The 12,948-nt window shown below is 69.4% G+C and carries 15 protein-coding genes and 1 pseudogene; 11 read left to right on the top strand and 5 right to left on the bottom strand.

Annotated elements, in window-relative coordinates:
* A pseudogene (locus MKK64_RS04980) lies at window positions 1-304 on the top strand (hypothetical protein); the annotation flags it as partial.
* A gap of 241 nt (window positions 305-545) precedes the next feature.
* On the opposite strand, the gene MKK64_RS04990 reads toward MKK64_RS04980, so the two are convergent.
* Window positions 546-1,220, bottom strand: a complete 675-nt coding sequence (locus MKK64_RS04990) for an alpha/beta fold hydrolase (protein WP_243932503.1) — start codon at window positions 1,218-1,220, stop codon at window positions 546-548.
* A 162-nt stretch (window positions 1,221-1,382) separates the two neighbouring features.
* On the opposite strand from MKK64_RS04990, the gene MKK64_RS04995 reads away from it, so the two are divergent.
* The 8 genes from MKK64_RS04995 to MKK64_RS05030 all read left to right on the top strand — a co-directional run bounded on the left by MKK64_RS04995 (window position 1,383) and on the right by MKK64_RS05030 (window position 7,270).
* Entirely contained in the window at window positions 1,383-2,177 is a 795-nt protein-coding gene (locus MKK64_RS04995) for an inositol monophosphatase family protein (RefSeq protein WP_147725872.1), read from the top strand.
* 70 nt (window positions 2,178-2,247) lie between these two features.
* A complete protein-coding gene (locus MKK64_RS05000) occupies window positions 2,248-2,790 on the top strand; it encodes an adenine phosphoribosyltransferase (RefSeq protein WP_147725873.1) in 543 nt (180 codons plus the stop codon).
* A gap of 192 nt (window positions 2,791-2,982) precedes the next feature.
* On the top strand, window positions 2,983-3,117 hold the full coding sequence (gene rpmH, locus MKK64_RS05005; protein WP_082643292.1) for a 50S ribosomal protein L34: 135 nt from the start codon (window positions 2,983-2,985) through the stop codon (window positions 3,115-3,117).
* A 73-nt stretch (window positions 3,118-3,190) separates the two neighbouring features.
* Complete coding sequence (gene rnpA / locus MKK64_RS05010) at window positions 3,191-3,784, top strand: ribonuclease P protein component (protein ID WP_243932504.1); 594 nt, start codon at window positions 3,191-3,193, stop codon at window positions 3,782-3,784.
* The gene (gene yidC, locus MKK64_RS05015; protein WP_243932505.1) at window positions 3,774-5,618 is read left to right on the top strand and encodes a membrane protein insertase YidC; all 1,845 of its coding nucleotides are present in this window, start codon (window positions 3,774-3,776) and stop codon (window positions 5,616-5,618) included. Before rnpA ends, yidC begins: the two co-directional genes overlap by 11 nt.
* Window position 5,619: 1 nt before the next feature.
* Window positions 5,620-6,273, top strand: a complete 654-nt coding sequence (gene yihA, locus MKK64_RS05020; RefSeq protein WP_147750177.1) for a ribosome biogenesis GTP-binding protein YihA/YsxC — start codon at window positions 5,620-5,622, stop codon at window positions 6,271-6,273.
* Window positions 6,273-6,647: a DUF423 domain-containing protein gene (locus MKK64_RS05025; RefSeq protein WP_243932506.1), complete on the top strand. Its 375-nt coding sequence runs from the start codon at window positions 6,273-6,275 to the stop codon at window positions 6,645-6,647. Before yihA ends, MKK64_RS05025 begins: the two co-directional genes overlap by 1 nt.
* A gap of 65 nt (window positions 6,648-6,712) precedes the next feature.
* Entirely contained in the window at window positions 6,713-7,270 is a 558-nt protein-coding gene (locus tag MKK64_RS05030) for a sugar O-acetyltransferase (RefSeq protein WP_243932507.1), read from the top strand.
* Window positions 7,271-7,325: 55 nt separating this feature from the next.
* Here the strand turns inward: MKK64_RS05030 and MKK64_RS05035 are convergent, their stop codons facing one another.
* Window positions 7,326-7,988: a metallophosphoesterase family protein gene (locus tag MKK64_RS05035; protein WP_243932508.1), complete on the bottom strand. Its 663-nt coding sequence runs from the start codon at window positions 7,986-7,988 to the stop codon at window positions 7,326-7,328.
* A gap of 225 nt (window positions 7,989-8,213) precedes the next feature.
* Between MKK64_RS05035 and MKK64_RS05040 the strand changes: the two genes are divergently transcribed.
* A complete protein-coding gene (locus tag MKK64_RS05040) occupies window positions 8,214-8,621 on the top strand; it encodes a hypothetical protein (RefSeq protein ID WP_243932509.1) in 408 nt (135 codons plus the stop codon).
* A 58-nt stretch (window positions 8,622-8,679) separates the two neighbouring features.
* Here the strand turns inward: MKK64_RS05040 and clpB are convergent, their stop codons facing one another.
* Window positions 8,680-11,310: an ATP-dependent chaperone ClpB gene (gene clpB, locus MKK64_RS05045; protein ID WP_243932510.1), complete on the bottom strand. Its 2,631-nt coding sequence runs from the start codon at window positions 11,308-11,310 to the stop codon at window positions 8,680-8,682.
* 203 nt (window positions 11,311-11,513) lie between these two features.
* Here clpB and MKK64_RS05050 point away from each other — a divergent pair, with 203 nt between their 5' ends.
* Window positions 11,514-12,284, top strand: coding sequence for an MOSC domain-containing protein (locus MKK64_RS05050; protein WP_243932511.1), 771 nt, complete (start codon window positions 11,514-11,516; stop codon window positions 12,282-12,284).
* Between the two features lie 7 nt (window positions 12,285-12,291).
* On the opposite strand, the gene MKK64_RS05055 is transcribed toward MKK64_RS05050, so the two are convergent.
* Window positions 12,292-12,537, bottom strand: coding sequence for a hypothetical protein (locus MKK64_RS05055; protein WP_147725882.1), 246 nt, complete (start codon window positions 12,535-12,537; stop codon window positions 12,292-12,294).
* 173 nt (window positions 12,538-12,710) lie between these two features.
* The gene (locus MKK64_RS05060) at window positions 12,711-12,920 is read right to left on the bottom strand and encodes a hypothetical protein (RefSeq protein WP_147725883.1); all 210 of its coding nucleotides are present in this window, start codon (window positions 12,918-12,920) and stop codon (window positions 12,711-12,713) included.
* Between the last annotated feature and the right edge of the window lie 28 nt (window positions 12,921-12,948).

Raw genomic sequence — 12,948 nt, forward strand, 5'->3', positions numbered from 1 at the left:
CTCCGTGCTGCTCGAGCCGGTGATGAAGGTCGAGGTCGTCTCGCCGGAGGAGTATACCGGCTCGGTGATCGGCGATCTCAACTCCCGCCGCGGCCAGATCCAGGGCCAGGACATGCGCGGCAACGCGAACGTCATCAACGCCATGGTGCCGCTTTCTGGCATGATCGGATATGATCGACGGCTGCACTTGCTGGCTGGCGGTCGCGCTACGGTGGCCATGAGCTTCAGTCACTATGCTCCGGCATCATCGCCTGATTGGGATCCATCCCCTCCGGCGGCGCCAGCGATGGCGTTGCGAGCATAAGGCTCGATTCGAGCGGCGCACGGCGATTGCGCCCTCGTCATGACGATAATGGTCGGTGCTGATGCCGCCCGGCAGCCAGACCGTCGGTCGGGGCCGACGCCGAACACGGCACCGTGACGCGTCACCACAGCGAGCACCGGAAGGGCGAGAAGGCCTCGGCCAACGCGATCGCCTCGGATCTTCGCTTGGACGGGAACCGTCGCGTGCCGGGACAAGCTGGACGGCGAAGCGGCGATGGCGCCTACCGTGCCGGGCCAATGACGTCGTCCGGCAGATCATGCAGATGGTCCGGGAAGCGGCCGTCCCTCAGGAAGGCGCCCGTCGCCTCGAACACGTCCGGATGGTTCATCAGCAGCGTATGCGCGGCATCCACGACAATCCTGTCGTGCGGTCCGGCGATGCGCGTGCGGGCGAGACCAACCAAGCCGTCGTGCGGGCCAGCAATGACACGTCCCGTGAACGGCAACCAAGCCCGCGTGCCGGCGATGATCCCGACCGAACAGGGTGGGATCGGCAGCTTGTCGGGCACGCCTGATCTCAGGTCGGCGAGTGCCGGACCAAGCATCGCCCGCGCGAGACGATACCGGAACAGGTGATCGGCCACTTCGCTGCCTCTGTTCGGCGGCGCCAACATCACGATAGCCCGAGAGTCATTCGGATCCGTCGCGAGGCAGCGCGCCACGAGTCCGCCCATCGAATGGGTGACGAACGCGATGGCTCGACCGGTACGCTGCCGGAAAGCCTCGACCACAGGCTCGAGGCCCGTCGCACACGCATGAACCCCGCGGCTCTGCGAGGGATAGCCCGGGATGAGCGTTTGATGGCCCAGCGCTTCGAGGCGCCGCGCCAGCCGGGCCATGCTCCTCGGCGTCCGCCCAAGCCCGTGAAGCAGCACGATGGGGGTCAGTGACGACATCGCATCGCCTCGATCACCGCTCCTCGATTGCCAACCCGAATTGAATGCGGCGCCGGACCGGCCCGTGCGCGGATGACAGGCATACCCCGCCCGGCCCTCGATTCTGCGCCCGAGAGCGTTTAACGCGGCGTCAAACGACGCGCGAACGCTCGAGGCTCCCCGATGATCTCCTCTCCCCTGATGACCGTGATGGTCGATGCCGTGCGCAAGGCCTCGCGGGGGCTGCGGCGCGACTACGGCGAGATCGAGAACCTTCAGGTCTCGCGAAAAGGCCCCGGCGACTTCGTCTCGGCGGCCGACCGCAAGGCCGAGGAGGTGCTGCGCGACGCGCTGACGAAGGCGCGGCCGGGCTACGGCATGGTTCTCGAGGAATCCGGCATCGTCGAGGGCACCGACAAGAGCCATGTCTGGCACGTCGATCCGCTCGACGGCACCTCGAACTTCCTGCACGGCATCCCGCACTTCGCGATCTCGGTCGGGCTCGAGCGCGAGGGCCAGGTGGTCGCCGGGGTGATCTACGATCCGGTCAAGGACGAGCTGTTCGTGGCCGAGCGCGGCAAGGGCGCCTACCTCAACAACCGGCGCCTGCGCGTCTCGGGCCGGGTCGACATGGCCGACGCGCTGAGCGCCTACGGCACGCCCTATCTCGGCCGCGGCAACCATCCTCGCCTGCTGCGCGAGGTCGCCGCGGTGATGGCGGTCTCCGGCGGCACCCGCCGGATGGGCTCGGCGGCCCTCGACCTCGCCTACGTCGCCTGCGGCCGCCTCGACCTGTACTGGGAGCGCGACCTGCAGACCTGGGACATCGCCGCCGGCATCATCCTGGTGCGCGAGGCCGGCGGCTTCGTCACCTCGGCCGACGGCGCCTCGGAGCCCCTCGCCGCGAAGTCGGTGGCCTGCGGCAACGAGGGCCTGCACCGGGAGCTCGTCGCGATCCTGCGCAAGGTCAACGGCTGAGCGCCGAACTGGCCAGGGTGCGCGCCATCTGCTCTAAGCCGCCGATCACCACGAGGAAGGCCCGCCCGGCATGGAACGCCGCCACATCGCCCTGAAGGAATCGATCCGCTCGATCCCCGACTATCCGAAGCCCGGCATCGTGTTCCGGGACATCACCACGCTGCTCAGCGACCCGCGCGCCTTCCGCCGGGCGGTGGACGCTCTGGTGCATCCGTTCGCGGGCGGGCGGATCGATCAGGTCGCCGGCATCGAGGCGCGCGGCTTCATCCTCGGCGGGGCGGTCGCGCACCAGCTCTCGGCGGGCTTCGTGCCGGTGCGCAAGAAGGGCAAGCTGCCCCACAAGACGGTGTCGATCGCCTACACTCTCGAATACGGCACCGACGAGCTGGAGATCCACGTCGACGCGATCAAGCCGGGCGACCGGGTGCTGCTCGTGGACGACCTGATCGCCACCGGCGGGACCGCGACGGCGGCGGTGAACCTGCTCCGCCAGATCGGGGCCGAGGTGGTGGCCGCCTGCTTCGTGATCGACCTGCCCGAGATCGGCGGTGCGCAGAAGCTGCGCGACCTCGACGTGCCCGTGCGGACCCTGATGGAATTCGAGGGTCACTGACGCGCGCGGCGGCATCGGAGGCCCGCCAAAACGTTGACTCGGTAAATCCCATCCGCCATAAGCCGCGCAGTCGCGATGGCGCTCCGTTCGGGCGCCGTCCGCACGTGCATTCACAATTCAAAGACGCGTGAAGGTCGGGTGCGGCGTCAGCCGCCCGCGAGCGCGCCTCGACCTTTGGAGGCTTGAAGAGCCATGAAAAGAACCTACCAGCCGAGCCGCCTCGTCCGGAAGCGCCGTCACGGTTTCCGCGCCCGCATGGCGACCGCCGGCGGCCGCAAGGTCATCGCCCGTCGTCGCGCGCACGGCCGCAAGAAGCTCTCGGCCTGAGCGTGACCGTCGCGCCGCCCATCGCGGCGCGGAGGGTGCCCGAGGCGTGAGCGAGGCCGAGCTTCCCATGCCTATGACCGACTTGCCTGCGACCGACTTGCCGACGAAGGATCTGCCGACGACGGATCGCGCGGCGGTCGCGCGGCTGAGGCGGCGGCCGGACTTCCTGGCGGCGGCCGACGGGCGCCGCTTCCACACCGAGCGCCTGACGGCGCAGGGCCGCGTGCGCGAAGCGGGCGAGACCCGGGACGGCGAATCGATCGCCGGGCTCCATCTCGGCTTCACGATCACCAAGCGGGTCGGCCATGCCACCGAGCGCAACCGCATCCGCCGGCGCCTTCGCGCCGCGGTCGCCGAACTCGGGCCCGAGTTCGCCGCGGTCGCGGCCGACGTCGTGCTGATCGCCCGTCGCCCGGCGATCGACGCCGCGTTCGACATCCTCAAAGACGACCTGCGCCGGGCGATCCCCGCGGTGGCCAAGCCCCGCGGGCCGAGCGAGCGCGCCCGTCCGTCGCGCTCCGGCAAGCCGGGATCCGCGAAGGGCCGCGGCAAGGGGCCGGCGCCATGCCGGGAAGGGACGCCCCAAAGATCCGATCGCGCAGCGGCACCAGCCCGTGCGCCCTCAGCAACCTCGAACGCGTGCGACGGTGGCCCCGATGGGCAATGACAAGACGAATATGTTCGTGGCCATCGCCCTGTCGCTGGTCGTGCTGCTCGGGTGGAACTACTTCGTCGCCGCGCCGCGGGTCGAGCAGCAGCGCCAGGCCAACATCCAGAACCAGGCGGCCCAGCAGAGCCCCGGCGTGACGCCGGACGGCGTGCCCTCGCCGAGCCCGAAGGAGGGCGGCCCGGCCGCCCCCGTCGCCGGCACGCTGCCCAACGCCGCCACCGGCCCGATCGGCCGCACCGAGGCGCTCGCCCGCTCGCCGCGCATCAAGATCGAGACCCCGGCGCTGGCCGGGTCGATCGCGCTCAAGGGCGGCCGCATCGACGACATCGCGCTGAAGAACTACCACGAGACCGTGGACGACAAGAGCCCGGAGATCGTGCTGCTGTCGCCGGCCGGGACGGAAGCGCCGTACTACGCCGAGTTCGGCTGGGTCGGCGCCGCCGCGGGCCCGCTTCCGACCAACGACACCGTCTGGACCGCCGACGGCCAGACGCTCGGCGTGAACATGCCGGTGACGCTGTCGTGGGACAACGGCGCGGGGCTGGTGTTCAAGCGCATCCTCGCCGTCGACGACAAGTACATGTTCACGGTCCGCGACGAGGTCGAGAACAAGGGCGCGAACGCCGTCACGCTCTATCCCTACAGCCTCGTCTCGCGCTGGGGTAAGCCGCACACCCAGGGCTACTACGTGCTGCACGAGGGCATGATCGGCGTGCTTGGCGGCGACGGCCTGCAGGAATACACCTACGATCACCTCGCCAAGGAGCCGGCCTACGGCGGGGCCGCCACGAAGGGCAAGGCCTGGGCGAACGTCACCGGCGGCTTCGTCGGCATCACCGACAAGTATTGGGCCGCGGCCGCGATCCCCGACCAGACGATGTCCTATACCGGCGCGTTCACCGAGCGCACCGACGGCGCGACCAAGATCTACCAGGCGAGCGTGCGCGGCGACGGCCGCAGCATCGAGCCGGGCGCCACCGCTTCGACCACCCAGCGCCTGTTCGCCGGCGCCAAGGAGGTCAACACGATCAACGGCTACGAGAAGAACCTCGGCATCAAGCAGTTCGACCTGATGATCGACTGGGGCTGGTTCCACTTCATCACCAAGCCGATGTTCCGGGCGCTGGACTTCTTCTTCCACCTCTTCGGCAATTTCGGCGTCGCGATCCTGATCGTGACCTTCTGCCTCAAGCTGCTGTTCCTGCCGATCGCCAACCGCTCCTACGTCTCCATGGCCAAGATGAAGGCCGTGCAGCCTGAGATGACCTCCATCCGGGAGCGGTACAAAGACGATAAGATGAAGCAGCAACAGGCGATGATGGAGCTGTACAAGAAGGAGAAGATCAACCCCGTCGCCGGCTGCTGGCCGGTGCTGGTGCAGATCCCGGTCTTCTTCGCGCTGTACAAGGTCCTGTTCATCACCATCGAGATGCGTCACGCGCCGTTCTTCGGCTGGATCCAGGACCTCGCCGCGCCCGATCCGACCAGCATCGTCAACCTGTTCGGCCTGCTGCCGTTCGCGGCGCCGGACTTTGTCCATCTCGGCATCTGGCCGATCATCATGGGCGTGACGATGTTCGTGCAGATGAAGATGAACCCCGCCCCGCCGGACCCGGTGCAGGCGCAGATCTTCACCTTCATGCCGATCGTCTTCACCTTCATGCTCGGCTCGTTCCCGGCCGGCCTGGTGATCTACTGGGCCTGGAACAACACCCTCTCGGTGACGCAGCAATACGTCATCATGCGCCGCAACGGCGTGAAGGTGGAGCTGTGGGACAACCTGCGGAACACGTTCAAGCGCGGCGGCAAGACCGCGCCTGCGAAGAGCTGACGTGACACAGCAGGAGCAGGAAGATGCGGCGCTCGCCGAGAGCGGCCGCCTGCTGTTCGCAGGCGCCGCCGACTTCGTCGCGGCGGCGCCCTCGCTCGGGACGCTGCCGGCGATGGACGGCGTCGAGATCGCCTTCGCCGGCCGCTCGAACGTCGGCAAGTCGAGCCTCGTCAACGCGCTGACCGGGCGCAACACGCTGGCCCGCACCTCGCACACGCCGGGGCGGACCCAGCAGCTCAACTTCTTCCGGATCGGCGAGCGCCTGACGCTGGTCGACATGCCGGGCTACGGCTACGCCGCGGTCGGCAAGGAGAAGGTCGAGGCCTGGACCGACCTGATCCACGCCTACCTCAAGGGCCGCGCCAACCTCGCGCGGGTCTTCATGCTGATCGATTCCCGCCATGGGCTGAAGGGCATCGACACCGACGTGCTCGACGGGCTCGACAAGGCCGCCGTGAGCTACCAGATCGTGCTGACCAAGGGCGACGCCCTGAAGAAGTCCGAGATCGACGCGCGCATCGCCGGCATCCAGGCCGCGCTCGCCCGGCGTCCGGCGGCCTATCCGCAGATCCTGCTGACCTCGAGCCGCGACGACCGCGGCGTGCCCGAGCTCCGCGCCGCAGTGGCCCGGCTGATGGCCGAGCGCGGCGCCTGATGCTTGCCGTTCAGGATCGTGCCCTCGTCGCCCTGGCCTGCCTCGCCGGCGGGCTCGGCGTCGCGGCCAGCGCCGCGGCCGCCCACATCCCGGGGGCGGACAGCCTCAAGACCGCGGCGCAGTTCCTGCTGTTCCATGCCCCCGCGATCCTGGCCCTCGCCGGACTCGCCGCCGCCGGCCTGACCCATGCGATCGCCACCCGGATCGCCGCCTGGGCGCTTGTGCTGGGCCTCGCGCTGTTCTCCGGTGACCTCGCGCTCCGCGCGCTTGCCGGGCAGCCGCTGTTCCCGATGGCCGCGCCGTCGGGCGGCATCCTGTTGATGGCGGGCTGGACCCTGGGGGCGATCGCGGCGTTCATCCCGGCCAGGCGTTGAGCCCCTGCCGGGACAGGCGCGGCTTCGACGACCGCTCTCTACGCCCACGGTGACGACGAGGCCCGATGTCGGGATCCGAGAAACAGAAGATGCTCGCGGGCGCGCTCTACCGCGCGGGCGATCCCGAGCTTCGACGGGATGCCGCCGCCAACATGGCGTGGCTCGCGCACTACAACACCACGCTGGCGCTGCCGTCGGCGGAGCGGCACGCGCTGCTGGCCGCCCATCTCGGCGGCGTCGGCCCGAAGGCGGTGATCCGGCCGCCATTCCATTGCGACTACGGCTACAACATCACGCTCGGCCCGGAGGCGTTCCTCAACTTCGGCTGCGTGATCCTCGACGTGGTCGCGGTGACGATCGGTGCGTGCACGCAGATCGGGCCGGGCGTCCAGATCCTCACCGCGGACCACCCGCGCGATCCCGAGGCGCGCCGGTCCGGCCTCGAGTTCGGTCGCCCGATCGCGATCGGCGCCAACGTCTGGATCGGCGGGGCCGCCCTGATCCTGCCGGGCGTGACGGTGGGCGACGACGCGATCATCGGTGCCGGCGCCGTCGTGACGCGGGACGTGCCGGCCGGCGCGACGGTGGTCGGCAACCCGGCGCGGGTCGTGGCTCCCCGATGATCGGGGGTTTGGGACGACTCGGCCGATCGCTTCGCATGGCGCAGGTCGGAGCCGGTCAGTCCGCCCGGACCTGCAAAAACGTCAGCGCCGGCCCCTGCGCATCCGAGAACACGCCCGCGGTCAACGCTCCGCCATAGACGGCGCCCGTGTCGAGGTTGGTCCGGAACCGGCGAACCTCCGGGTTGCCGCCGGTCTGCGGCGTGTGGCCGTGGACGACGTGGCGGCCGAAATCGTGATCCTCGGCGAGGAACGGCTCGCGGATCCAGAGGCGGTCCTGCACCTCGGCGGTCTCCGGGTCGGACCCCGGCCTGAAGCCGGCATGGACGAACCAGCGGCGGGCATCCGCGTGGACCGTCTGCAGCCCTTCGATCCAGTCGAGCACGTCGCCGGGGATCGCGGCCGCCTCGTCCACGCCGAACGAGGCCAGCGTCTCCGCGCCGCCGTTGCGCAGCCACAGCGCGTCGGCCCCCGGGGTCGTCAGTGCGGAGAGCAGCATCGCCTCGTGGTTGCCCATCAGGCAGGCGACGCGCCCGGGATCGCTCCAGTGCAGGCGGCTGACCGTCTGCAGCACCCGCGCGCTGTCCGGGCCACGGTCGATGTAGTCGCCCAGGAAGACGAGGCGATGGGGCTCGCCCGCCGCATGGGCCTCGATGCGGGCGAGGAGGGCGTCGAGGAGGTCGGCGCAGCCGTGGATGTCGCCGATGGCGTAGGTCAGCATGTCAGCCGGATCGTTCCGTCGGTGGAAGGCCAGAAGCGCCGCGGACGGCGCGCGCGTCGCCGACGGCCAGAATGCACGGTTTGCCGCCCCGCACCACTCCGCCTGCCGGCGTCGCATTTCTCTCTACGCTGGGATCGCGGATGTCACGAAGCTCCCGATGTCATGGGCTTCTCAATAACCATAATGTCGTGCGATGTGATTGCGGTTTCAATTCGGAGACTCAAGATGAAACGCGTAATTGCATTTCTTCTGGCGACTTTTTACCTTGGCGTGTCTTCACATATCGCCTACGCACAATTCCTGGCTGACCAGGAGCGCGTCGTCGCGTCCGGCCAGAGCCAGAAGATCGGTTGGCGCATTTACCTCGATCCGGCCTGCCACTCGATGGGCGCCGGGTCGCTCGGCCTCATCGATCCGCCGCGGCTCGACAGCGTCACGGTCCGTCAGGGCCGGGAATATCCGAGCTTCGGCTTCTACAATCCGCGATCGCTGTGCAACACGCGGAAGGTGCCGGCGACGCAGCTGATCTACAGCACCGCGCCGGGAACGGTCGGTGAGGACAGCTTCACCGTCGAGTACATCGGGCCGCTCGGCAATCCATTGCGGCAGCGATACCACGTCGTCGTGCGCTGAGCGCAGCGTTTCACGAGAACTGCGGCGCACCGGTTCGAAACCGATGCGCCGCGCGAGGTTAGTTCAGCGTCACGTTGGCCGGCCGCCGCCGCGGCGCTGTCGCGGTGCCGGCGATGACGAGGCCGTCCGGCCCCACCGCCACCGGCACGCTCTCGCCGTCGTGGATCTTGCCCGACAGCAGCAGCTCCGCCAGCGGGTCCTGCACCGTCTTCTGGATCACCCGCTTCAACGGCCGCGCCCCGTAGGCCGGGTCGTAGCCGCGGTCGGCGAGCCAGGCGCGCGCCTCGGCGTCGACGTCGAGGACGATCTTGCGCTCCTCCAGCAGCTTCTGGAGGCGGACGAGCTGGATGTCGACGATGGCGCCCATCTCCGCCCGCTTGAGCCGGTGGAACAGGATGATCTCGTCGATCCGATTCAGGAACTCCGGCCGGAAGTGGCTTCGCACCACGCCCATCACGTCGTCCCGCACCGCATCGGTGTCCTCGCCCTCGCTCTGCGCCACCAGATACTCGGCCCCGAGGTTCGAGGTCATGATCAGCAGCGTGTTGCGGAAGTCGACCGTCCGGCCCTGCCCGTCGGTCAGGCGCCCGTCGTCGAGAACCTGCAGCAGGACGTTGAACACGTCCGGATGCGCCTTCTCGATTTCGTCGAACAGCACGACCTGATACGGCCGGCGCCGCACCGCCTCGGTCAGCGCGCCGCCCTCCTCGTAGCCGACATAGCCGGGGGGCGCGCCGATCAGCCGGGCCACGGAGTGCTTCTCCATGTATTCCGACATGTCGATGCGCACCAAAGCGGTGTCGTCGTCGAACAGGAAGCCGGCGAGCGCCTTGGTCAGCTCGGTCTTGCCGACGCCGGTCGGCCCGAGGAACATGAACGAGCCGATCGGCCGGTTCGGGTCCTGCAGGCCGGCGCGCGCGCGGCGCACCGCGGTCGAGACCGCTTCCACCGCTTCGCGCTGGCCGACGACGCGCCTGCCGATCGCGTCCTCCATCGCGAGCAGCTTGTCGCGCTCGCCCTCCAGCATCTTGTCCACCGGCACGCCGGTCCAGCGCGAGACCACGCCCGCGATGTGGGCCGGCGTCACAGCCTCCTCGACCATGCCGTCGCGCGCGACCGCGCTCTCGGCCGCGGCCTCGATCTCGGCAAGCCGCTTCTCCAGCCCCGGGATCACGCCGTAGGCAAGCTCGCCCGCGCGCTGGTACTGCCCCTGGCGCTGGGCGGAGGCCAGCTCGTTGCGCGCCTCGTCGAGCTTCTTCTTGAGCTCGGCGGCGGCGCCGAGCTTGTCCTTCTCCGCCTTCCAGCGCGAGGTGATGGTGGCGGACTGCTCCTCGAGGTCGGCAAGCTCCTTCTCGAGCCGGGCCAGACGGTCGCGGGAGGCCGAATCGGTTTCCTTCTTCAGCGCCTCGCCCTCGATCTTCAGGCGCACGATCTCGCGGTCGAGGTTGTCCAGCTCCTCGGGCTTCGAATCGACCTGCATGCGCAGGCGCGAGCCGGCCTCGTCCATGAGGTCGATCGCCTTGTCGGGCAGGAAGCGGTCGGTGATGTAGCGGTTCGACAGCGTCGCGGCCGCGACCAAGGCGGAATCCTGGATGCGGACGCCGTGGTGCTGCTCGTACTTCTCCTTGATCCCGCGCAGGATCGAGACCGTATCTTCCACGGTGGGCTCCGAGACGAAGACCGGCTGGAAGCGGCGGGCCAGCGCGGCGTCCTTCTCGACATGTTTGCGGTACTCGTCGAGCGTGGTCGCCCCGACGCAGTGCAGCTCGCCGCGGGCCAGCGCCGGCTTCAGCAGGTTCGAGGCGTCCATCGCCCCGTCGGCCTTTCCGGCGCCGACCAGGGTGTGCATCTCGTCGATGAACAGGATGATGCCGCCCGCAGCCGCGGTAACCTCGGACAGCACGGCCTTCAGCCGCTCCTCGAACTCGCCGCGGAACTTCGCCCCGGCGATGAGCGCGCCGAGGTCGAGGGCGAGAAGGCTCTTCTCCTTCAGGCTCTCGGGCACGTCGCCGTTAACGATGCGCAGGGCCAGACCCTCGACGATCGCCGTCTTGCCGACGCCGGGCTCGCCGATGAGGACCGGATTGTTCTTGGTGCGCCGGGACAGGACCTGGATCGTGCGGCGGATCTCCTCGTCGCGGCCGATCACCGGGTCGAGCTTGCCCTCGCGCGCGGCTTCGGTGAGGTCGCGGGCGTACTTCTTCAGGGCGTCGTAGGCGTTCTCGGCCGAAGCGTTGTCGGCCGTCCGGCCCTTGCGCAGGGCATTGATCGCGCCGTTGAGCGAAGCCGGCGTCACGCCGGCGGAGACGAGCGCCTTGCCGGCCTCGGTGTCCTTCTCGACGGCGAGCGCGAGCAGCAGGCGCTCCACGGTGACGTAGGAATCGCCCGCCTTCTCGGCAGCCTTCTCGGCGGTGTCGAACAGGCGCATCAGGTCGCGCGTCGCCTGCGGCTGGCTCGCGTTGCCGGAGACCTTCGGCTGCTTGGCGAGCCACGCCTCGATCTGCGCCAGGGCGACGCGCGACTGGCCGCCGGCCCGGTCGATCAGGCCCGCGCACAGGCCCTCGGGATCGTCGAGCAGCACCTTGAGCAGGTGGCCCGGCTGCAATTGGGGATGGCCCTCGCGCATCGCGAGGTTCTGCGCAGCCTGGACGAAGCCGCGGGCGCGCTCGGTGTATTTCTCGAAATTCATGCGTTCTTGTTTCCTACCGCTTCGGCCTCCGCCGCCCTGGAAGGCGCGGTGTCGGCCCGAGACGCCGCCTCCCGACGAGGAACCGCCGCGGAAGGCCCCGGCGCCGATGGCCGCCGGTACCGAGGATGTGGTGTTGCAATTGCGCACCACAAGAGGGGGCAGACCCCTTGCATCGATGTGAAGATCCGGGTCACGGTGCCGGCATGACCGCGACGCTCTCCGCCCTCTACCGCTACCCCGTGAAGGGGTTCAGCCCCGAGCCGCTGGAACGGGCGGACCTCGAGACGTCGGGCTACTTCCCGGGCGATCGGCTCTACGCGGTCGAGAACGGCGATTCGGGCTTCGATCCGAACGCACCGCGTCATCAGCCCAAGACGAAGTACCTGATGCTGATGCGCGACGAGGCGCTGGCGCGCCTGCGCACCCGCTACGACGACGCCACCGCGACGCTCACCGTCGAGGCCGAAGGCGAGACCGTCAAGGCCAAGCTCGACACGGAAGAGGGCCGGGCGACGCTCGAGGACCTGTTGCGGCGCCTGCTGCCCCACGCCCTGCGCGGCGCGCCGCGGGTGCTGGCGGCGGCGGCGCAGACCGGATACCGCTTCACCGATTCCAGGATCGGCTTCGTCTCGCTGATCAACCTCGCCAGCGTGCGCGCGATCGAGGATTACGTCGGCGCGCCCGTCGATCCGCTGCGCTTTCGCGGCAATCTCTTCGTGGAAGGGCTCGCCCCCTGGGCCGAGCTGGAGATGGTCGGCCGCGTGCTCGAGGCGCCGAGCGGGCTGCGCCTCAAGCTGACCCAGCGCACCGTGCGCTGCGCAGCGACCAACGTCGACCCGGTCAGCGGCGTGCGCGACCTCGACATCCCCTGGGCGATCGACGCGCGTCTCGGCCACCGCGATTGCGGCGTCTATGCCGAGGTGATCGCCGGCGGGAGCCTCGCGGTCGGCGACACCCTGACGGCGGTCGGCTGAGCCGCGCTCAGGACGCCCGGCGCACGACGACCACCGGGTCGGCTTCGGTACGCCGGTGCTCGCACGAGACCTTGAGGTAGCGATGGTCGCCGCCGGGCAGCCCGGCCGCGGCGGCCATGGTCTGGGCGTGCATGATGCACTCCATCGGCGTGCGCGCCGGCGAGACGATCACGTCGAGCGCGGTCTCGCGGGAGCAATCCTGGGCCAGCAGCGTCCCGGCGCAGACGAGGGCAACGGACAACAATTCGGACATGACGGACCCCGTGTTCGAGCGATCGACAGGTCCGCGGGGTGCTCAGGCGTTCGAGCCACCGCGTGTTTCTTGTCCGGGCGTTCCTCGTCGTGACGTTTCTCTTGATGACGCTGTGGGGTTTGCAGATGTCGTGCCAGCTCGGCGAGGCCGGCCGCACCTGTGATCTTGCTGCATCAGCCCCGCGCGGCGAGCCAGACCGGCTCGGGCTCGGGGATCGGCATCAGCGCCGCGACCGCGTCGAGATCGACGATGTAGTTGTCGGTCAGCAGGCGCCACATCTCGGCCGGAGAGGCGGCCTCGCCCTTCAGGCCATCGACCGCCCGCGCGAGCAGGCCGGTATGGGTGAGGGTGGGGCGGGTCAGGAGCGGGTCGGAATGGAGCATCGTCGGCGGTCCCTGGAAGACCTCGTCA

Origin of the sequence: Methylobacterium sp. E-025 (assembly GCF_022829705.1) — a bacterium.
Taxonomy (GTDB): Bacteria; Pseudomonadota; Alphaproteobacteria; order Rhizobiales; family Beijerinckiaceae; genus Methylobacterium.

Coding starts and splice junctions, on each gene's coding strand:
- MKK64_RS05050 (WP_243932511.1), top strand. CDS start 11,514: ATGACCGCGACGCTCTCCGCCCTCTACCGCTACCCCGTGAAGGGGTTC.
- MKK64_RS04995 (WP_147725872.1), top strand. CDS start 1,383: ATGATCTCCTCTCCCCTGATGACCGTGATGGTCGATGCCGTGCGCAAG.
- MKK64_RS05035 (WP_243932508.1), bottom strand. CDS start 7,988: ATGCTGACCTACGCCATCGGCGACATCCACGGCTGCGCCGACCTCCTC.
- rpmH (WP_082643292.1), top strand. CDS start 2,983: ATGAAAAGAACCTACCAGCCGAGCCGCCTCGTCCGGAAGCGCCGTCAC.
- clpB (WP_243932510.1), bottom strand. CDS start 11,310: ATGAATTTCGAGAAATACACCGAGCGCGCCCGCGGCTTCGTCCAGGCT.
- MKK64_RS04990 (WP_243932503.1), bottom strand. CDS start 1,220: ATGTCGTCACTGACCCCCATCGTGCTGCTTCACGGGCTTGGGCGGACG.
- MKK64_RS05025 (WP_243932506.1), top strand. CDS start 6,273: ATGCTTGCCGTTCAGGATCGTGCCCTCGTCGCCCTGGCCTGCCTCGCC.
- MKK64_RS05040 (WP_243932509.1), top strand. CDS start 8,214: ATGAAACGCGTAATTGCATTTCTTCTGGCGACTTTTTACCTTGGCGTG.
- rnpA (WP_243932504.1), top strand. CDS start 3,191: ATGACCGACTTGCCTGCGACCGACTTGCCGACGAAGGATCTGCCGACG.
- MKK64_RS05060 (WP_147725883.1), bottom strand. CDS start 12,920: ATGCTCCATTCCGACCCGCTCCTGACCCGCCCCACCCTCACCCATACC.
- yidC (WP_243932505.1), top strand. CDS start 3,774: ATGGGCAATGACAAGACGAATATGTTCGTGGCCATCGCCCTGTCGCTG.
- MKK64_RS05000 (WP_147725873.1), top strand. CDS start 2,248: ATGGAACGCCGCCACATCGCCCTGAAGGAATCGATCCGCTCGATCCCC.
- MKK64_RS05030 (WP_243932507.1), top strand. CDS start 6,713: ATGTCGGGATCCGAGAAACAGAAGATGCTCGCGGGCGCGCTCTACCGC.
- MKK64_RS05055 (WP_147725882.1), bottom strand. CDS start 12,537: ATGTCCGAATTGTTGTCCGTTGCCCTCGTCTGCGCCGGGACGCTGCTG.